20 protein-coding genes and 1 tRNA gene are annotated in these 19,674 nt (G+C 59.5%); 7 read left to right on the forward strand and 14 right to left on the reverse strand.

Going from position 1 to position 19,674, the window contains the following annotated elements:
* Positions 1-4: 4 nt before the first annotated feature.
* From DMP17_RS05935 to DMP17_RS05945, 3 genes are all read left to right on the forward strand, one after another.
* A complete protein-coding gene (locus DMP17_RS05935) occupies positions 5-289 on the forward strand; it encodes a hypothetical protein (protein WP_337828141.1) in 285 nt (94 codons plus the stop codon).
* A 270-nt stretch (positions 290-559) separates the two neighbouring features.
* Positions 560-1,378, forward strand: a complete 819-nt coding sequence (locus tag DMP17_RS05940) for a hypothetical protein (RefSeq protein ID WP_337828142.1) — start codon at positions 560-562, stop codon at positions 1,376-1,378.
* A gap of 249 nt (positions 1,379-1,627) precedes the next feature.
* A complete protein-coding gene (locus DMP17_RS05945; protein ID WP_337828143.1) occupies positions 1,628-1,996 on the forward strand; it encodes a hypothetical protein in 369 nt (122 codons plus the stop codon).
* A 284-nt stretch (positions 1,997-2,280) separates the two neighbouring features.
* On the opposite strand, the gene DMP17_RS05950 is transcribed toward DMP17_RS05945, so the two are convergent.
* From DMP17_RS05950 to DMP17_RS06000, 11 genes are all read right to left on the reverse strand, one after another.
* The gene (locus tag DMP17_RS05950; protein ID WP_337828144.1) at positions 2,281-4,236 is read right to left on the reverse strand and encodes a potassium transporter Kup; all 1,956 of its coding nucleotides are present in this window, start codon (positions 4,234-4,236) and stop codon (positions 2,281-2,283) included.
* Positions 4,237-4,614: 378 nt separating this feature from the next.
* Positions 4,615-5,325: a tetratricopeptide repeat protein gene (locus DMP17_RS05955; RefSeq protein ID WP_337828145.1), complete on the reverse strand. Its 711-nt coding sequence runs from the start codon at positions 5,323-5,325 to the stop codon at positions 4,615-4,617.
* Positions 5,322-5,816, reverse strand: a complete 495-nt coding sequence (locus DMP17_RS05960) for a cytochrome c-type biogenesis protein (RefSeq protein ID WP_337828146.1) — start codon at positions 5,814-5,816, stop codon at positions 5,322-5,324. The genes DMP17_RS05955 and DMP17_RS05960 overlap by 4 nt, the downstream gene beginning before the upstream one ends.
* Positions 5,813-6,346: a redoxin family protein gene (locus tag DMP17_RS05965; protein WP_337828147.1), complete on the reverse strand. Its 534-nt coding sequence runs from the start codon at positions 6,344-6,346 to the stop codon at positions 5,813-5,815. The genes DMP17_RS05960 and DMP17_RS05965 overlap by 4 nt, the downstream gene beginning before the upstream one ends.
* A complete protein-coding gene (locus DMP17_RS05970; RefSeq protein WP_337828148.1) occupies positions 6,346-8,283 on the reverse strand; it encodes a heme lyase CcmF/NrfE family subunit in 1,938 nt (645 codons plus the stop codon). Before DMP17_RS05970 ends, DMP17_RS05965 begins: the two co-directional genes overlap by 1 nt.
* Positions 8,284-8,324: 41 nt before the next feature.
* Positions 8,325-8,888 carry a cytochrome c maturation protein CcmE gene (ccmE, locus tag DMP17_RS05975; RefSeq protein ID WP_337829764.1) on the reverse strand — a complete coding sequence of 188 codons (564 nt, stop codon included), beginning with the start codon at positions 8,886-8,888 and terminating at the stop codon, positions 8,325-8,327.
* Between the two features lies 1 nt (position 8,889).
* Positions 8,890-9,048 carry a hypothetical protein gene (locus DMP17_RS05980; RefSeq protein WP_337828149.1) on the reverse strand — a complete coding sequence of 53 codons (159 nt, stop codon included), beginning with the start codon at positions 9,046-9,048 and terminating at the stop codon, positions 8,890-8,892.
* A 16-nt stretch (positions 9,049-9,064) separates the two neighbouring features.
* Entirely contained in the window at positions 9,065-9,799 is a 735-nt protein-coding gene (gene ccmC, locus DMP17_RS05985; RefSeq protein ID WP_337828150.1) for a heme ABC transporter permease CcmC, read from the reverse strand.
* 117 nt (positions 9,800-9,916) lie between these two features.
* Positions 9,917-10,912, reverse strand: a complete 996-nt coding sequence (locus DMP17_RS05990) for a Glu/Leu/Phe/Val family dehydrogenase (protein WP_337828151.1) — start codon at positions 10,910-10,912, stop codon at positions 9,917-9,919.
* A gap of 157 nt (positions 10,913-11,069) precedes the next feature.
* Positions 11,070-11,146, reverse strand: a tRNA-His gene (locus tag DMP17_RS05995).
* Between the two features lie 100 nt (positions 11,147-11,246).
* On the reverse strand, positions 11,247-11,975 hold the full coding sequence (locus tag DMP17_RS06000) for an SIMPL domain-containing protein (protein ID WP_337828152.1): 729 nt from the start codon (positions 11,973-11,975) through the stop codon (positions 11,247-11,249).
* A gap of 109 nt (positions 11,976-12,084) precedes the next feature.
* Here DMP17_RS06000 and DMP17_RS06005 point away from each other — a divergent pair, with 109 nt between their 5' ends.
* Both DMP17_RS06005 and DMP17_RS06010 read left to right on the forward strand, forming a co-directional pair.
* Positions 12,085-14,040: an ABC-F family ATP-binding cassette domain-containing protein gene (locus DMP17_RS06005; RefSeq protein ID WP_337828153.1), complete on the forward strand. Its 1,956-nt coding sequence runs from the start codon at positions 12,085-12,087 to the stop codon at positions 14,038-14,040.
* Positions 14,041-14,122: 82 nt separating this feature from the next.
* Entirely contained in the window at positions 14,123-14,548 is a 426-nt protein-coding gene (locus DMP17_RS06010) for a hypothetical protein (RefSeq protein WP_337828154.1), read from the forward strand.
* A gap of 8 nt (positions 14,549-14,556) precedes the next feature.
* On the opposite strand, the gene DMP17_RS06015 is transcribed toward DMP17_RS06010, so the two are convergent.
* Complete coding sequence (locus tag DMP17_RS06015; protein ID WP_337828155.1) at positions 14,557-15,081, reverse strand: DUF6456 domain-containing protein; 525 nt, start codon at positions 15,079-15,081, stop codon at positions 14,557-14,559.
* A 173-nt stretch (positions 15,082-15,254) separates the two neighbouring features.
* Between DMP17_RS06015 and DMP17_RS06020 the strand changes: the two genes are divergently transcribed.
* Positions 15,255-15,818 (forward strand): helix-turn-helix domain-containing protein, encoded by a 564-nt coding sequence (locus DMP17_RS06020; protein ID WP_337828156.1) that lies wholly within the window; start codon positions 15,255-15,257, stop codon positions 15,816-15,818.
* Entirely contained in the window at positions 15,815-16,996 is a 1,182-nt protein-coding gene (locus tag DMP17_RS06025; RefSeq protein WP_337828157.1) for a glycosyltransferase, read from the forward strand. Before DMP17_RS06020 ends, DMP17_RS06025 begins: the two co-directional genes overlap by 4 nt.
* A gap of 31 nt (positions 16,997-17,027) precedes the next feature.
* Here the strand turns inward: DMP17_RS06025 and secF are convergent, their stop codons facing one another.
* Positions 17,028-18,011, reverse strand: coding sequence for a protein translocase subunit SecF (secF, locus tag DMP17_RS06030; protein ID WP_337828158.1), 984 nt, complete (start codon positions 18,009-18,011; stop codon positions 17,028-17,030).
* Between the two features lie 11 nt (positions 18,012-18,022).
* A complete protein-coding gene (gene secD, locus DMP17_RS06035) occupies positions 18,023-19,624 on the reverse strand; it encodes a protein translocase subunit SecD (protein WP_337828159.1) in 1,602 nt (533 codons plus the stop codon).
* Positions 19,625-19,674 lie beyond the last annotated feature (50 nt).

A 19,674-nucleotide genomic window follows, 5' to 3' on the forward strand; every position in this document is an offset into this window, starting at 1 on the left:
CGCGGTGGTCGAAGCGGTGGTGGATACCGGGATTGCGGTGGTCGATGGCGTCTGTTCGACCGTGTGCAATGTCCTCACGTCGCCGGTGCGGCAGGGCGAGGCACAGCGGCTGCGCGACATGCAAAATCAGGCGCTGCAGCGCGACCAGCAACAATGGGCCGAAACGGCCCGCGACCTTGTCAAAGACAGCGAAAAATCGACCGAACGCTATATTGACCAGCAACGTCGTCTTGCCGAAGAGGCGCGCATCAAGGCACGGCTTGAAGGCCGCACGCCGACCGGTTTTTAAGGCGGGTTTCTAACGCGGGTTTCCGACTGCCCCGCAATATCAGCAGGCCCGCGGAGTCGCCCGTCCTCACGGCCCACTTGCCCCAACGCCCGCATATTTCACGATGAACCGAAGCAATTCCATCGCCGAACGGTGGGCCATCTAAACGAATCGCTGATGGTGGCATTGTTACAGCAGGGTTACATTTTCCCTCGAAGGGCGTATCCGGCAAAACCACATCCGGCGCCCGCCCTTATTGACCCTGTTGGTCTATTCAGATGCTCGAGGTGTGTGATGCAAATATCCGGTGCTACCCCAACCAGCCGCACGGCGCTCCAGCCGATGCAGGGCGGACTTGCCCAAAATGGCCTCCATCCGGCGCTGACCGGTAATGTCGCGGGCGCGCAAGGCCTTGGCACCGGCGGTATTGCCCCGCAAAATCTTACCCCCGTGCAGCAAGGCGAACTGGCCCGCACGCAGCAAGTGCAGGCGCGCGGCGAAGGCTTTATCCAGGATATTGTCGATGCGTTGCGCAACTTCATCCAGGATTTGTTGGGCGGTGCCGGCAAACAGCCGCAAAAGCCCGGCAAGCCTGAAGGCCCGACTGGCCCGACCGCGCCTTCGACCACGGTAGAAGGTGCCAAGACCATTGACGATTTCAAGCTGGTCGGTGCGAGCAAGCAGGACCGCGCGGACTTCAAGGCGATGCTCGAATATCTCCAGCGCGCGGACGCGAACGGTAAGGCCGTGTCGCCGACTGCGGTAGCCTTGCTCGCCAAGCTGCCCGACAATCAGGTGGTCAAGATCAACAATAAGCATGAAGATTATTTCGACCCCAATAATGGTGAAATCGGATGGGATCCGCGTTCGGCCTTGAAAGTGGGCGGCACCGAAAAATTCCAGTCTCCGGCCATGGGCTTCATCCATGAAGTCGACCATGCGGTGAACATGATCACGCCCAAACCCACGGGTGACAATTACCATAATACCGAAGAAAAGCGCGTAATTACAGGATCGGAAACGACCATCGCCAATGATTTGGGCGAGCCGACGCGCACGGACCATTTGGGCGATGTCGTCCATGTCGGTTCTCCGACCGAGCATAGCTGATAAAAGGAACGAACCGGTCCCTCACCGGTTCATCTTCGGGTCAGGGGATTGTGATAGCATCCGTTTCCCTGACCCGAAGAGGCTTCCCGATTGAAAAGGCGCACCGATTTTATGCCTTCCCCGCCCGCCGCTATCGGCAATATCGCTAACATCGGAAAGGCGATGCTGCTATCGTCGCTCGCCTTGGGCGCGGCGGCTTGTTCGGCAGCGCCCGCCAACCATAAACAACCTCAAGCGCCGGAGACTGCCATGAGTGACACGCTGCGCGGACATTGCGCCATTGCTTCTGCCAAAATCGCCCTTGTCGATGAAGCCTTGATGACGCGCGCCGCGCTCTCGCCCGAACGCGCCGAAGAGATGGGCAAAGTCACCGAATTGCGCAGCGGCGACCCGCGCCTGACGAAACTTGCCGCCGTGCTGGATGGCGCGTCCGCGACCTTGAGCGATGCGCCCAGCATTGACGCCCGCCTCGTCATCCGCCTCGCCTGCCAAGACGGCAAGGAACGGGTGATTGCAGGCTCGATGAGCGGCGACACCGGCATGTTCGTGACGGTCGGCGGCAAAGCCTATAAATTGCCCACGACCTTCCGCAAGGATGTCGAAGCGTTGGTGGGGTGAGGGGTTGGGTTGGATTGGCCCGTCCCTCCGCATTCGACTAATGCCATGATTTTGCGGCGCTAACCCTTCCAAAGCCGCGTCATTTCCCAACCGTCGTCGGCCCCCACCCTTCTTCAGTCCTCACACTCTCGTCATTCCCGCGAAAGCGGGAATCCATCTCCCGACCGCACGGTCGAACACACCGGCGCGGATGGTGACAACCTATAGGTCCGGAGATGGAATCCCGGTCAAGCCGGGAATGACGAAGGTTGGGAAATGACGAACGTAGGGGAAATCCCACTCCCCTAAATCTCCACCTGACTGCCCAATTCGACCACGCGGTTGGTGGGCAGGCGGAAAAATTCCATTGCGCCTTCCGCGTTGCGCATCATCCATGCGAATAGCTTTTCGCGCCACAGGAACATGCCGGGCTTGGAGGAAGGCAGCAACGTCTGGCGCGACAGGAAGAAGCTGGTTTCCATCATCTTGAACGTCGCCCCGCAGCCTTTGTTGCGCAACAGTGCGGCGGGCACATCGGGTTCCTGCATAAAGCCATAGCGGATGATCATGCGGTGGAAGCCATCGCCCAGATCTTCGACCGTAGTTTGCTTTTCTTCATCGACCACCGGCACATCCATAATCTTGATGGTGAGCAGGATGATGCGTTCATGCAGCACGCGGTTATGCTTCAGATTATGCAGCAGAGCGTGCGGCACACCGGTCGGGCTGGAGGTCATGAACACCGCTGTTCCGGGCACGCGCGTGGCGCTGCTCGCGGCGCTGGTGATGAAGACGGGGATGGGCATCGCCGCTTCTTTCATACGGTCCTGCATCAGCTTGCGCCCGCGCGACCAGGTGGTGAGCAGCGTGAAGATGAACAATCCCATGAAGAGCGGCACCCAGCCGCCATCCGGCACCTTGATAAGATTCGCGCCAAAGTAGGAAATATCGACGATGATAAACACCAGCACCAAGGGCGCGGCCTTCCACATTGGCCATTTCCACAGCGATACCAGCACCACCGCGATGAGGATGGTGTCGATAAACATCGCCCCCGTCACCGCGATACCATAAGCCGCCGCAAGATTGCTCGACGAACCGAAGAACAGCACGAGCAGGATGACCGCAATCATCAACGCCCAGTTGACCGCCGGAATATAAATCTGCCCCGCCGCTTTTTCACTCGTATGCTGGATACGCATACGCGGCATGAAGCCCAACTGGATCGCTTGTTGGGTGAGCGAGAAAGCGCCCGAAATCACCGCTTGGCTCGCAATAATCGTCGCGAGCAGCGCAAGGATAACCACCGGCAAACGGAACTGGTCGGGTGCGAGCAAGAAGAAGGGATCCTTGATAAGCTCGGCCATTTGTTCGGGCGGCGCGCTCAGCACCATCGCCCCCTGCCCCATATAGTTGAGCAGCAGACAGGGCAGCACAAAGAACATCCAGCTCATACCAATCGGCTTGCGCCCGAAATGGCCCATATCGGCGTAGAGCGCCTCGGCCCCCGTAATCGCCAGCACGACCGAGCCCATCGCGATAAAGGCGCGGAAACCGTCGGTTATGAAAAACTGCACCGCATTCCACGGATTAATCATCTCCCACGCAACAATCGGCATATCGACAAGATGCGACACGCCCATCACCGCAAGGGTGAGGAAATAGAGAATCATGATCGGCCCGAATAATTTGCCGACCTTTTCGGTGCCGCGCGACTGGATCGCGAACAGGCCGAACAGGATGCCGACCGCAATCGGCACGATATAGGGCTTGAAACCGGGGCTGATATATTGAAGCCCTTCGGTCGCGGAAAGGACCGACATGGCAGGCGTAATCATCGAATCGCCATAGAAAAGCGCGGTCGCAAACACGCCGAGCAACACAATCGGCGCAGTCCATTTCGCGCCCTCGGTGCTGCGGTTGATAAGCGCCAGCAGCGCCAAGCTCCCGCCCTCGCCCTTATTGTCCGCGCGCATGATGATGAGGACATATTTCAATGTCACCACCAGCATCATCGACCAGAATACAAGGCTCAGCACGCCATAAATATGGAGCTGGTCCGGCTGGATCGGGTGATGGCCGTTGAAAGTTTCGCGGAACGCATAGATCGGGCTGGTGCCGATGTCGCCAAACACCACGCCGATCGAGCCAGCGATCAGGGTCGCAATCGAGCCCCCATGATGGTGGCCGCGCTCTTCGTCAATGTCGGTGTGATGCGGGTCCGGCTTCGCTGGCCGCGAAGCAGTAACGGTTTCGGTCATAGCTTACCCTGTCGATGCCAATGCTCGCGCGCTGGCGGTGTCTCCATTTACGCCGGATAGTCCGGTGCTACAAGCATGAAGAGCCGCGCGCTACCACGCCCGGCGACAGGGTGCAATCTATGGTTTTTGTTAGGCGATTTGGTAGAGATTAGAGATATTCCTCCCCGCCTGCGGGGAGGATAGCCTGCTATGCCCACCCGCCCCCAAAATCCTCCCCTGAAAGGGGAGGTGGCATTTGCGCCAGCAAATGACGGAGGGGGCTATCCTTCTTACGCAGCGTAAACCGCAAGCCCCCTCCACCATCCGCTTGTGCGGATGGTCCCCCTCCCCGCAGGCGGGGAGGATTTTACAGGGGAGGATTTTTCAGGAAAAGAACCATCAATCCGGGTCTGTTGCCGAACCCGCCGTTGCTTCGGTGGTGTTTTCAACAGGCTGTGCGTTTTCAACAGGCTGTGCGCCGCGATCCTTGGCTTCGGCCATATCGAGCATTTTCAGCCGCGCGACCAGATCTTCGCGCCAGGGGGCGTTAGCGGGGCTGCGGTCGAGCAGGCCTTGCCATTCGGTCCGCGCGCCCGCCCAATCTTCCTTTTGCGCATGGGCAAGCCCCAGAAAAAGCTGCGGTCCGGGATGCGCGGGGTCGAGGGTGCGCGCCTGTTCGAACGCCATCACTGCGGCGGGGGTCATCACCCCTTCGGACGCTTCGGCCAGCGCATTGCCATAAGCCACCCACAGGTCGGCATTGTCCGGATAGCGCAAGGTGCCGCCATAAAGGAGCCGCGCGGCGTTCGACATATTGCCCTGCCGCGTGAACGCATCGGCCAGCGCGATGATACGCGCCGGTGCGCCATAACGGTCGGTCATACCCGCCAGCGGCGCTTCGATGACCTCGCCAAATCCGTCCATCTTGACCGTTTTTTCAACCGGCGCGCCCGGCACATCGGGCATCCCTTGCCAGCTATAGCCCGCAAGCCCCAGCGCCATCGCGGCGGCCACCGGCAAGCGCCCGTCCTTGGGGAGCGGCGTCAGAAAGGCCAGCACCAGCCATAAGAGGATTGCGAGCGGCAAAATGATGAACCAGGCATTGGTCATAGCGGGGCGCTCCCTTCATCATCCATATCCGGCGCGCCCAAGCCGGTATCGCTGCGCTCGACCACCGGGCCATCGCCGCCGACGCGGCTGAACCGCTGCCACGCGACAAAGGCCGCCACCAGCAATAACAGCAAGGGCAACAGCCACAGGATCAGCGTCGAACCGGTCGCGGGAGGATCATAGCTGATCCAACTGCCATAACGGTCGATCAGCCATTGGCGCACCGCTTCGGGTTCTTCGCCCGCCTTGATTTTCTGCCGCACGACATTGCGCACATCGCCCGCCATGCTCGCATCGCTATCCGCGACCGACTGGCTCTGGCAGGTCAGGCAACGTAGTGTTTCCATAAGCGCCTGCGCCTTGGCTTCCTGCGCGGGGTCTTCAAGCTGTTTATAAGCATAAGCGGCGGGCGGCACCTTGTCCTGCGCGGTCGCGGAATAGGCCGCGACCAGCATAGAAAGCATCACAAAAAAGAGCCGCAACTGCTTCATTTCATTGCGTCCAGCTTGGCAATAATCTCCGGTATCATGTCGTCGGTAATCACGCCCTGTATCTGTTCGCGCACCACGCCCTTGCCGTCGATAAGGAAGCTTTCGGGAACGCCGGACGAGCCAATCGCAATTTGCACGCCGCTATCCATATCGGCGCCGATGCGCGCATAAGGATTGCCATGCTTTTCTAAGAATTTGGCGACATCTTCGGGCTTGTCGCGGATCGCGATGCCGTCAATGATGACGCCCTTTTCCTTGAGTTTTTCGAGCATCGGCGCTTCGGCCGCGCACGGGATGCACCAGCTTGCAAAAATATTGACGATGCGCGGCTGGCCGGTGGCAAGGTCGCTGCTCTTGAGGCCCTCTACCCCCGCCGTTGCGGGCGGCAGGTCGAACGTCGGCATCGGCTTGTTGATCCATTTGGACGCAATTGCCTGCTGCTGCGACGGCGCATCGGTGAGGTGCCACAGGAACATGCCGAACAGCAAAGCTGCGACCATGATCGGCACCCATTTGACCCACAATTTCATCAGTCACGCTCCCAACGGCGATCCGCGCGGCGCTTGAAAAAGCGGCGCATACGCTTGAATATTTCAATCCGGCCGATGAGCGCGAGCAGCCCGCCCGCCGCAATCATCAAGCCGCCAAACCAGATGAGCGTGACGAACGGCTTCCACCACAGGCGAAGCTGCCAGCGGCCATCATCGGTCGGCTCGCCCAGCACCGCGTAAAGCTGGCCGTTCCAGCGGGTGAGGAGCGCGGCCTCATTGGTGACGGTGCTCATCGGCATCCCGCTTTCGTCGCGCTGCATCGGCTGCATGAAGGTGCGCGATTGCGGCTTCATGATGATGCGCGCGCCCTTATCGCCATTGCGCACCGCAAGCCGTCCTTCAATCGCGGTCCAGTTCGGCCCCGCGACCGGTGCGGTTTCGACCATCAGCACGCGCCAATGGGCGACGCGCACTACATCGCCGGGCTTGGCCGCGACCAGCTTTTCCACCGTAAAGGCGCTGTCGGCGGCCATCCCGCCAAGGCTGACCGCAATGCCGAGATGCGCGAGCACCATGCCCCAGATGGTAAGCGGCGTGCGGCTTAGCTTGCGGCCCTTGAGCGGCAAGAGGCTGGCAAAGCCGACGCCTATCGCGAGCGTCAAGCCAGCGGCGGGCATCCAGCCAATCTTGCCGCCGCTGAATATCAGCACGGCGACGAGCGCGGCGATCAGCACGAACAAGGGGATAAGGAGCTTATTGATGAGGGCGGCGGCATTGTCGCGCCGCCAACGCAATAGCGGGCCGACCGCCATCGCAAGCACAAGCAGCAGCGCGATGGGACCGTTGACCTTGTTGAAATAAGGCGGGCCGATCGAGACTTTATCGCCCATCGCTTCGGCGACCATAGGCCATAAGGTGCCGATGAGTGTCACTGCGAGGATGACCGAAAGCAGCAGATTATTGATGACGAGGCCACCTTCGCGGCTCACCAGATCGAATTTTTCGCCTTCGGTGACGGTGCCGATGCGCGCGCCGAACAGCGCCAAGGCTCCGCCGATATAAAGGACGAGGAGGGCCAGGATGAAGGTGCCGCGGCTGGGGTCCACCGCAAAGGCATGGACGCTGGTCAAAAGGCCGGAGCGTACGATAAAGGTGCCGACCATCGACATCGAAAAAGCAACCACCGCGAGCATCACGGTCCACGCCCTCAACGCGTCGCGGGTCGCGGTAACGCTCACCGAATGGAGCAAGGCGGTCGCGGCGAGCCAAGGGACGAGCGAGGCATTTTCGACCGGATCCCAGAACCACCAGCCGCCCCAACCCAGCTCATAATACGCCCAATAGCTGCCCGCCGTGATACCGATGGTGAGGAATATCCACGCTATCAGCACCCAAGGCCGCATCGCGCGTGCAAAAGCGGGGCCGACCTCGCGGGTGATGAGCGCGCCGACCGCAAAGCTGAACGCGACCGACAGGCCGACATAGCCGATATAGAGCGTCGGCGGGTGGAAAGCGAGACCGGGGTCTTGCAGCAGCGGGTTGAGGCCCATCCCTTGCGGCGCTGGCGGGTCTAGGCGCGTGAAGGGGTTGGATGAAAATAATAAAAAGGCGTAAAATCCTAAAGATAGCGCCGATTGTGAAAGTAAAGTCGCAACCAAGGTGCGTGTGCTGATGCGCCGTTCGAACAGCGCAACGCCTGCGCCCGCCAAGCCCAGAACCGCAACCCATAGCAGCATCGAGCCTTCATGATTGCCCCAAGCCCCTGCGACCTTGAACAGCATCGGCTTGTCGGCATGGCTGTTGCGCGCAACCAGATCGACCGACAAATCTGTCTGGACAAATAGCCAGATAAGACAGGCAAAAGCGGCAATGGTCAGCAATCCTTGCGCAACCGCCACCGGCCGCACCGCCCCCGCCAAAACCTGCCGTCCGGCCTGCAGCGACAGGCTCCCCAAAATGATCTGGATGATCGCCAAGGCTGCGGCAAACCACAGCAAGGCAAGGCCGGTTTCCGCTATCATTGCGCTGGCATTTCCCGGGATTGCTCCTTGGATTGCGCGGCCTCTGCTACCCGGCGCTCCACCACTTGATTTTCGCGCGATTCCGGCATGTTATCCGCGGGTTTCTGCGCGCCCGCTTTGGGCGTCATCTGGTCGGCCATTTGCGGCGGCATGTAATTTTCATCATGTTTGGCAAGGATTTTATCCGCCACAAAAACCCGGTCCGCGCCAAGCGTTCCATCCGCCACCATGCCCGACCCTTCCTTGAACAGATCAGGGGCGATCCCTTTGAACCGCACCGGCACGCTTGCATCGCCATCGCTCACAACAAAGCGGATGGTCACACCATCAGCCTCCTTGCGCAAAGTCCCGTGCTTCACCATCCCGCCAAGCCTGATCGCCTCGCCGGGCGCAGGTTTCTTATCGTAAATGTCCGACGGTGAATAAAAATAAGCGGCTTCATCCTTCAACGCCGACGCCGCCAGCAAGCCTGCGCCAATCACAGCGACCAACGCCAGTAGCGCCAAAACCAGCCGCTGATGCTTGGCTTTCATTTTGGGAGAAGCGGAAGATTGCGGCATATCAGTCACGGCTGCGCCTCAAAGCATCGGCGCGGGCTTCGGCGCGGCGCATCGCAAGATAGGCGCCCCCCAAAACCAGCGCAGAAAGCAGGAAGGTCAGCGCATAGGCCGCCCAGACAAAATCCCATTGCCCGCCCCACATAGAAGGATCCGCGCCCATTATCCGCCCTTCCCCATCATTCGCTCTCCAGCGCCAAGCGCCGCATCCGCGCTTCGACCCGGATATTGGCAATCGTCGCGCGCATCCGCATCAGCACAATCGCTGCGAACAGCAGCGAAAAGCCGATCAGCGTCAGCCATAATGGCCACAATATTGCGCCATCAATGCTGCTCCCGCGCGCGGTAATGCTCGGCCCTTGGTGGAGGCTGTTCCACCACACCACCGAACGGTTGATAATCGGAATATTGACCGCGCCGACCAGCGCATAAATGGCGGCAACCTTGGACAAGCTGCCCTTCTGCCCGCCCTCGTCCTCGCTCGCATTGGCAAGCGCGATAAAGCCTGCATAAAGGAACAGCAGCACAAGCATCGAGGTCATGCGCCCGTCCCATTCCCACCATGTCCCCCACGTCGGCTTGCCCCAGATCGAACCGGTCGCAAGGCATAATGCGGTGAACAACATGCCCGGCACCGCAATCGCGCGCGCGGCAATCCCGGCCAGCGGATGCCGCCAGACAAGCTGCACCAGCCCCGCTATCGCAAGGCTGGTCCATCCGCCCATCCCTAACCAAGCGGCGGGCACATGGACATACATGATGCGGACGGTTTCACCCTGGAGATAGTCGGGCGGCGTCTGCGTCAATCCGGCCCACGCGCCAACTGCGAGCAGCGCCAAACCCAGCCCCGTCAGCCAAGGGGTTAGCGGGCGGGCAATCTTCAGGAATCGCGTCGGATTGGCATAGGCGTGCATGGTTGCCCGAGCCTTTAGGCGAAGTGGCGCAGCGATTCCACTGATTTAAGTCAACAAGTGCCGTCAGGATGCGCTTGGCGTCAAATTATGCTTTGCGTTGCGGCATTTTGGCGCGAATTACCGGCCAATAAGCTTTTGCGCCATCGCGTCGGCCACTTCGGATGCCGGACGGTTTTGCGCTTTGCTCGTCGCCCAGATTTCCGCAAGCCGCCCCGGAATAAGGTCGATGCGGCTATTGACCTCGTCGCTATTGCCCTGCCCCAGATATTCCAGCCCGACATTGATAATGCCGCCTGCATTGATGACATAATCGGGCGCATAGACAATGCCGCGATCATGGACGAGTTGGCCAACGCTGGCGGTCGCAAGCTGGTTATTGGCCGCGCCTGCAATGACCGGTGCCTGCAACGCGGCAACGCTTTCGGCGGTCAGGATGGCACCCAGCGCATTGGGGCTGAAAATGTCGGCGGCGACCGTCATGATCGCGTCCTTGTCGGCAATTTCCGCGCCCAGTTCCGCCGCAAGGGCCTTAGCCTTATCCGCGTTGAAATCAGCGAGTGTCAGCTTTGCGCCTTCGGCCGCCAGCCGCTTGGCGACATTGCCGCCAACGCTGCCGACGCCCTGGAGCGCAACATGGCGTCCGGCCATATCGTCGCTGCCAAAGGCTTCCTTGGCCGCAGCCTTGATGCCCAGATACACGCCATAAGCGGTGAACGGTCCCGGGTCTCCGCCCGCTTCGCCGCCTTCGACCGGAAGGCCGGAAATGAATTTGGTTTGCTTGGAAATCGCGACCATATCGTCAACCGACATGCCGACATCTTCGGCGGTCACATAGCTGCCGCCAAGCAGGTTCACCGAGCGGCCAAAGGCGGCAAGATATTCAGGCGTTTTGGGCGCCTTGTCATCCGCCAGAATGACCGCCTTGCCGCCACCCAACGGGAGACCGGCCATCGCATTTTTATAGCTCATCCCGCGCGACAGGCGCAGCGCATCGGTCACCGCGGTCTGGCGATCGGCATAAGTCCAATAGCGCGTGCCACCCGCTGCCGGGCCTAAATGGGTCGAATGAACCGAGATAATCGCTTTGAGGCCGGTTGCGCGGTCGGTGAACATATGGACATGTTCGTGGTCGTCAAAATCGGGCAAGTCCCAGACAGCGCGCATGATAAATTCCTCAATGCCGTGAAATATAATTACAGCATCGCGTAATAATCTACCGAGTGTAACTTGTCAGCAGAAAAAACATCATTGAAATGTCATGCGGAAAAAATGGGGCGATCGACGGGATCCGAACCCGCGACCTCCGGTACCACAAACCGGCGCTCTAACCAACTGAGCTACGATCGCCACATCAGGTGCTTCCGGCGGCGTTGGCCAGCCGAAAAGCAGGGCGTCCCCTTAAGAGGAAGCCCTGCCTTACGTCAAGCACTATAAAAGCGCGGCGCGCTTATTTTTCGAGGCGATACTGGATGGTGAGCGTGACCGCAGTGCCAACCTCGCCCGGCTCGACCGGCGAGAAGTCGGCCTTACCCGCCGCGCGCGCTTCCATCATCATCGGACGCGGACCGCTATTCATGATCGCGCCTTCGGTAATCGACACCAGCTTGGCGCGCGTAAAGCCGGTTTGCTTGGCATAAAAATCGGCCTGCGCGGCGGCGGTCTTGAGCGCCTTTTCGCGCGCCAATGTTTTGAGCGCCGTATCATTTTCGATGCTGAAGCTCGGCCCGCTAATATTATTGCCACCCACCGCGACCAGCGCATCGAGCAACGCGCCAATCTTGGTGAGGTCGCGCGTTTTCAGCGTGACATTATTGCTCGCCTGATAGCCGGTAAGCTGTGGCGGCTGCCCTTCGCGGTTATTATAATTATATTGGGGGTTGAGGTTGATACCCGATGTCTGGATATCCTTGGCCGCGACGCCGCGCTTTTTAAGTTCGGCGACGACCGAATTCATCTTTTGCGCATTTTGCCGCAAAGCCTCGCTCGCGGTCGAGGCCTGTGTCACCACGCCCGCATTCATCGTCGCAAGCGTCGGTTCGGACTGCACCTCTTCCTGAACGGTGAGCGTAACCAGCGGGGCGTCAGCTTCCACGTGCATCACCTGTTGCACTTGTGCGGAAAGCGCAGCGGGGCTGGTAGCCAGCGCAAGCGCGGCCAAAATCATCATAGGTTTCATTCATGGTCCTCCAAATACCCTCATCACGGCGTTGAACGAAACCCCAATAGAAAGAGTTCCCTGACAAATGGCTGAACCCGGTGGTCATCGGGGTTTAACTTGATGGTTATTGTGGTATCGGAAGTGGTGGCCCGCTGCGGTAAGCGGGCGCTTAACGGCGCTGTCTGGAGATGGATTCCCGGTCAAGCCGGGAATGACGAAGCTATATGGCTTTTCATCGGATAAACCCGCGCCCTCTTGCCCCGTCACCTGCCGCGCTGTAAGCGGCGGGCCCATGTCTGCACCTATTTTGGCTTTTGAAAATCTGGGGCTTGTCCAAGGCTCCGGCTGGCTGTTCCGTCATCTCGACATTTATATTGGCGAGCGCGACCGGCTGGCGCTCATCGGCCGCAATGGCGCGGGCAAGACGACCTTGCTCAAACTGATTGCGGGCAGCATCGAACCTGACGAAGGCAAGCGCACCATCGTGCCCGGGACCAATGTCGTCGTGCTGGAGCAAGACCCGGATGTCACCGCATTCGAAACCTTGCTTGATTATGCGATCCATGGCGAACGCGCGCCGCAACAATATGAGGTCGAAGCGATTGCCGACCAGCTTGGCATTGATCTCAACCGCAAGGCCGCGACCGCGAGCGGGGGTGAACGCCGCCGCGCCGCGATTTGCCGCGCGCTTGCGAGCGAACCGGACCTTTTACTGCTCGACGAGCCGACCAACCATCTCGACCTTGCCGCGATTGACTGGCTCGAAAGCTGGCTCAACCGTTATAATGGCGCGTTCGTGGTCATCAGCCATGACCGCACCTTTTTGACCCGCCTCACCCGTCAGACTTTATGGCTCGATCGCGGCAATATCCGGCGCAACGAAATGGGTTTTGGCGGCTTTGAAGCATGGATGGAGAAAGTCTATGCTGAAGAAACCCGCGCGGCGGACAAGCTAGACGCCAAGCTTAAAATCGAGGCGCATTGGCTGGAACGCGGCGTGACCGCACGCCGCAAGCGCAACCAAGGCCGCCTTGCCAAACTTTATGAAATGCGGGCGCAGCGCGCGGCTATGCTGGGGCCGCAAGGAGCGGCCAAGCTCGCGGTGGTTGCCAATGACAATAAGACCAAATCGGTCATCAGCGCCGATCATGTCAGCAAAAATTATGGCGACCGCACGATCATCAAGGATTTCACCTTGCGCATCCAGCGCGGCGACCGGATCGGGATTGTCGGGGCCAATGGCGCGGGCAAGACCACTTTGCTCAAAATGCTGACCGGCGAAGTCGAGCCCGATAGCGGCACGGTCACGCGCGCCAAGACATTGAATGGCATCATGATCGACCAGCAGCGCAGCCTGTTATCGCCGGAAAAGCAGGTGCGCGACATTATCGCCGATGGCGGCGATTGGGTCACCGTGCGCGGCGAAAAAAAGCATGTCCAAGGCTATCTCAAAGATTTCCTGTTCGACCCGTCACTAGTCGAAGCGCGGGTGGGAACCTTATCGGGCGGCGAGCAGTCGCGCCTGCTCCTCGCCCGCGAATTTGCGCGTGAATCGAACCTGTTGGTGCTGGACGAGCCGACCAATGATCTCGACCTCGAAACGCTCGATCTGTTACAGGAAGTGATTGCTGATTATGACGGCACCGTCCTTATCGTCAGCCATGATCGCGACTTTTTGGACCGCACGGTGACGGTCACGTTGGGTCTCGACGGGTCGGGAAAGATTGACATTATTGCGGGCGGCTATGCCGATTGGGAGGCCAAGCGCAATCCGCCCAAACGCACCGCACCCGCCGCCAAGGCAGTTGCGCGCGAAGCCGCACCGCCTCCCCCTCCGCCGCGTAGCGTCAAGCTGAGCTATAAGGACCAGCGCGATTATGAGCTGCTCCCCGACAAGGTCAGCAGTCTCGACAACCGCATTTCCGAGGTCGAAGCCGCGCTCCACGATCCGGCGCTCTATCGCCGCGACCCCTTATTGTTTGAAAAGCTCACCGCCGAACTCGACGCGCTACGCAATGAAAAGGATGAGTCCGAAATGCGCTGGCTGGAACTGGCCGAAATGGTGGAAAATTTAAACCGATAATAGCTGCCTTAAAATTCGCTATTGCGAACTATTATCATTAACGCTACGCCCTTCTTCCACATACTCTGGAAGAGGATAAAGCATGACATCCCCCTTTTGCTGGGCCGCCCTGCCCCGCACGCGCGACCTTGAACCCTTTGGCAGCAAAATGTTGCGCAGCCTCAGGCTGGTTCCGCATTTGCGCCGCAATGCCTCCTCGACTGCGGCCAAGCTGGTCGAAGAATTGGGCGATGCCGCTACGGTGCGCAAATTCATGCTCGTCGCTCATGCCATCGGGGCTGTATGGCCGGAGCCGCTCGCGGTCTGTACGCCTTGCGGCTGCATGGTGACGCATGACGAAACGCTCGTCCTTCACCTGTTCGCCGCCGCGGTGCGCGAGGACCGGCCTGCGTTTGACCAATATGCACATGATCTGCTGGACGAAGCCGAGCGCAACCATCTCTATATCGCGATGCTCAATTTCATCGTCCATTATGAGCGCGCCGCCCTCGCCCCGCCTGCGGCTTAAAGAGCGGCCTAACGCCGCAAGCCATAATGGTCTGCCAGCCGGTCGAGCGCGATGCCCAGCACGATCCGCCCCGACCGCGCAGGCCAGCCTAGTGCTTTTTCTGCGCCTGTCAGCGTTTCATTGGCGCAAATGAGCCGCCAGCAAATATCGGCAAGCCCCGGCCCCGCCGCGTCAATCGCCGCATAAAAGCGGCGCTTGGCATCAATTTGCGCGAGTGTCGGTTCATGGGGGGAAGCGCCCGCACGACGGGATGTCTTGTCCGCCGTCTTAGTCCATTGCATCATGCTCATCCGGACAAGCCCGGCCCGCTCATAATCGGCGCGCAATTTTTCGGCGGCGGCAAACTGTATGCCGGTGATAAGGGTGCGATGATAGAGCCAGCCTATCGCATGTTCGCGCATATTGACGGTAACCGAGCGGCGGGCACTGTCTCCTGCCCTCCCCCCTATCTTCTCCGGGTCCAGCACATCATCGGGATGGCAGCGCGTCACCAATGTGCGATTTTGCGTGGGCGGCAAGTCAAGGTCGGTCATTTTACGCGCAATGTGCGCCTTACGGACAGCTTTGGGCATATAGTCTCTTTCGCAAATTCACATGACGGTTCAGGGCGATAGACGAATCCGTCTTCATACCCTCTTGCAAATTGGCAAAAGATGTAGGAAAGAAAAAACCATATAGGTTATAACACCCGATAAGGATATTCGCTATGATCAATTCGATCCGCGCCGTGCGCAAGGCCAAAAGCATGACTTTGGACGATGTTGCGCAACGCTGTGTGCCGCCCACCACCGCGCAAACGATCGGGCGGCTTGAAACCGGGATGCGGACTTTGTCACTCGATTGGCTCAACCGCATTGCCGATGCGCTCGAAGTATCGCCCGCCGACCTTGTGCAAATGCCGGATGAAGAACAGCTAACCGTCACCGCCTTGCTCACCCCCGATGGCGCGCGCGCGCCGACTAAGGTGGAAAGATTGGCACCGGTGCGAACAACCGCAGACCTTGTCGCGGTGCGCGTTACCGGCAGCACGGGCGATTATCGCACGGGTGATGAAATCTGGTGCCGCCCGATTGACGCCGCCGATATTAACAGCGCACTCAACCGCGACATATTGGTGCCGCGCGCCGCAGGTCGCTTCCTGTTCGGGCGGTTGATTTTTGTCGATGCCGATATGTTGCACATCCTGCCGCCGGGTGCAGGCCATCGCCAACAGGTCGTCACCAACCCCGCCTGGATCGCCGTCGCCAACCGTCTGGTGCGCAGCTTATGAGCGCTGCGCCGCCGCTGCATGTCCTTTCCATCGCCAGCCTGTTCCCCGACGCGACCCGTCCTAATTTCGGGGTTTTTGTAGAACGCTCACTTTTGGAAGCTGCGCGGCAACCGGGGGTTGACCTCACTATCGTCGCGCCCATCGGGGTGCCTGTCTGGCCACTCTCCCTCCATCCGCGCTATCGCGAATTTGCGGAGGTGCCGCAAGTCGAGCAATGGAAAGGCGTGACCGTCTATCGCCCGCGTTTCACAATATGGCCCGGAACCGGCGGACGGTTCGCCAGCCAACATATGGCCAAGGCCATACTCGACCTTTTGCAAAAGCTCTCCGCCCCCTCCGTCGACATTATTGATGCGCAATTTTTCTATCCTGACGGCCCTGCGGCCATAATAGTCGGCAAGGCTCTCAAACGCCCCGTATCCATCAAAGCGCGAGGCTCGGATATCGCCTATTGGGGCCACCAGCCCGCAACCGCACAGCAGATAAACGAAGCCGGGCATCAAGCCGACGGCCTTCTTGCCGTATCCGCCGCTCTCAAAACCGACATGACCGCGCTGGGCATGGCAGAAGATCAGATTAAAGTTCACCATAGCGGGCTTGATGCCGACCATTTCAAACCGCGCGCCCGCGCCGACGCAAAGGCCGCTTTGGGCCTTTCCGGCACCGTCATCAGCACGGTCGGCGCGTTAATTCCGCTCAAGGGGCAGGAGATTATCATTCGCGCGCTGCCCCTCTTGCCGGACATTAGTTACGTCTTGGCCGGTGTCGGGGCCGACAAGGAGCGGCTTGCGGCCATCGCCGAAGAGGTGGGCGTTGCCGATCGTGTACGCTTTGCGGGCGCGGTCCCCCATAAGGATATTCCCATGCTGCTCGCAGCTTCGGATGCCATGATATTGGTGTCGGAGCGTGAAGGCCTGGCCAATGCTTGGCTTGAGGCGCTGGCGTGCGGGACGCCGATTGTCATCAGCAATGTCGGCGGCGCAGGCGAAATCGCGCCGGGATCGGACGCGGTGCAGATTGTCGAGCGCACGCCGGAGGCCGTGGCCGCAGCGGTCAAACATCTGCGCGCCCATCCGCCATTACCGGACACCACTTCGGCTATGGTCCATGCCCGCTTTAGCTGGCAAAAAAATGCCCGCGAGCTGGTCGCACATTGGCGCAAGCTCGCGGGGCTTTGATGGTTCTGCCTCCCTTTTGGGCAGAGGATATTTAAACGACAGCGCCGTCGTTGCTCTTGCGCGGGCCGGTACGTTCTGCGCCGCCCGGGCCATCGGTGTCGCGCGCGGTAAAGCTGTCGGGGCCGACCTTCATCCACACCAGCAGCGGCGCTGCCATATAGACGGACGAATAAGTCCCGATGAAAATGCCGAGCAGCATTGCAGCGGTGAAGCCGAAAATCACTTCCGGCCCCATGACCAGCAGCACACCCAGCGTAATGAACATGAACACATTGGTCATGATCGTGCGCGACAGCGTTTCGTTGACGGACAGGTTCAACAGCGCAACAATATCCATCTTGCGATATTTTTTGAGATTTTCACGCACACGGTCATAAACCACAATCGTATCGTTGAGCGAATAGCCGATAATCGTCAGCAAGGCCGCGACGATATTGAGGTCAAATTCTAGCTGGGTCAGCGCAAAAAAGCCGAAGGTCAGCGCAACGTCATGGAACAGTGCGAACAGCGCCCCCACCCCGAACTGCCATTCGAAGCGGAACCAGATATAGATGGAAATGGCAATCATCGCGAGGCCCAGCGCGAGCGCACCGGTGGTGATAAGCTCGCCCGAAACCTTGCCCGACACCGTATCCACTTGCCCGAATTTTGCGTCGGGATAAGCGGCCTGAATGCCTGCTTTCAGCTTGTTGGCGGCGGCATCCGCTGCGCTTTTGTCGCCTTCCGGCAAAGGCGTTCGGATCGAAATATCCTTGGGCGATCCGAATTGCTGGATGGTTGCCTCACCAAGCCCCAGCGAATCCACTTTGGAGCGCAATTGGTCGAGCGGCGGCGGGTTGGTAAATTCCACCCTCATCATCTGCCCGCCGACAAAATCGACGCCCAGATTAAGGCCACGCACCGCAACCAGCGCAATCGAGGCGACAATCATGATGACGCTGAGCGCCATTGCAACCTTCCGCCATTTGAGGAAGTCGATATTGGTATTGTCCGGAACCAGTTTGAGCAAACGCATGGGATGGTCCTTTAGATATTAAGTGCGGTCGGGCGGGTTTTGTGGACCCAATGCGCGACAAACATACGGGTCATGGTCACGGCGGTGAAAACCGATGTGATAATCCCGATGGTGAGAACGACGGCAAAGCCTTTGACGGGGCCGGAGCCGAACCAGAACATCAAGGCCGCAGCAATGACGTTGGTAATATTGGCGTCGAAAATAGCGCGACTGGCTTCTTTATAGCCATGCTCGATGGCCATGACCGCCGTTCGCCCCCGTTTAAGTTCTTCGCGTATGCGCTCGTTAATTAGGACGTTGGCGTCCACCGCCGCACCGATGGTGAGGACAAAGCCCGCAATCCCCGGCAAGGTCAGCGTCGCATTGAACAAGGCCATTACCGCCAGAATGAGGAAGATGTTGATGACCAGCGCAACGTCCGCATAAAAACCGAACCGGCCATAAGAAACCAGCATCAGCACCAGAACGGCAGTGGTGGCAATCACACCGGCGAGCACACCCTTGCGGATCGAATCCGCGCCCAGATCGGGACCGACCGTGCGTTCTTCAACCACCGTCAACTTGACCGGAAGCGCACCGGAACGAAGCGCAATCGCAAGCTGGTTGGCCGAATCTACGTTGAAATTACCGCTAATCTGTGCGCGACCGCCAAGGATAGGCTCGTTAATTGTGGGCGCGGACAGGACTTTGCCGTCCAGCACCATCGCGAACCGTTTATTCGTATTTTGCTGGGTCACGCGCGCAAAAGTATTGGCGCCTTGCGAGTCAAAGGTGATGTCGACCACCGGACGGCCATTCTGGTCATAGCCTTGCGTCGCGTTGATAAGACGTTCGCCGCTGATCATCACCTGCCGTGCCAGCAGTTCGGTCCCGCCAGTGGCTTCGGCGCTCGGCACAATCTCGTAGCCCGGAGGCGCGACGCCTTGGGCCGCTTGTGCCCTCGCATCGGGCTCATCATTGACCATCTTGAATTCGAGCCGCGCGGTTTGGCCGAGCAATTCTTTCAGTGCATTGGGATCCTGAAGCCCCGGCACCTGCACCACGATACGGTCGGCGCTCGCACGGATAATAGTAGGTTCGCGCGTGCCCATTTCGTCGATACGCTTGCGCACCACTTCGGTCGCCACGTCCATCGCGCTGTTGACCGCATTGTCGATGCCCGCCTTGGTCGGCGTCAGCGTGAAGCGATTGGTGTCGGCAACCGTAATATTCCAGTCACGCTGGCCAGTCGCTACCTGTGTTTCGCGGTCAAGCCGCTGGCGCGCTTCCTGCACTTGTGCAGGGTTGTTGACCGTGAAGCTGACCTTGTTGTTATCGCGGCGCACATCGCCGATTTCGATGCTGTTGCCGGAACCGCGCTCCCCGCGCATCAGCGAACGCACGGTCTTTTCCATCGTTTCGAGGCGCATCTTGGTCACGTCCGCAACATCGGCTTCGAGCAAAATATGCGAGCCGCCCGCAAGGTCGAGGCCAAGATTTACGCGCTCTTTGGGAACGAAGGAGGGCCAGCTTTCGACCGTCTTTTCGGGCACCATCGAGGGGATTGAAAAGACCAGCCCCAAAATGATGATGAGCCAGATGGAGATCGTCTTCCAGCGGGGAAAATCGAGCATTGATAGAGCCTGTCTGTTCGCTGCTTGCGCCTTGGGTTTAAAGGCAAATC

This window comes from Pseudonocardia sp. TMWB2A (assembly GCF_017312135.1).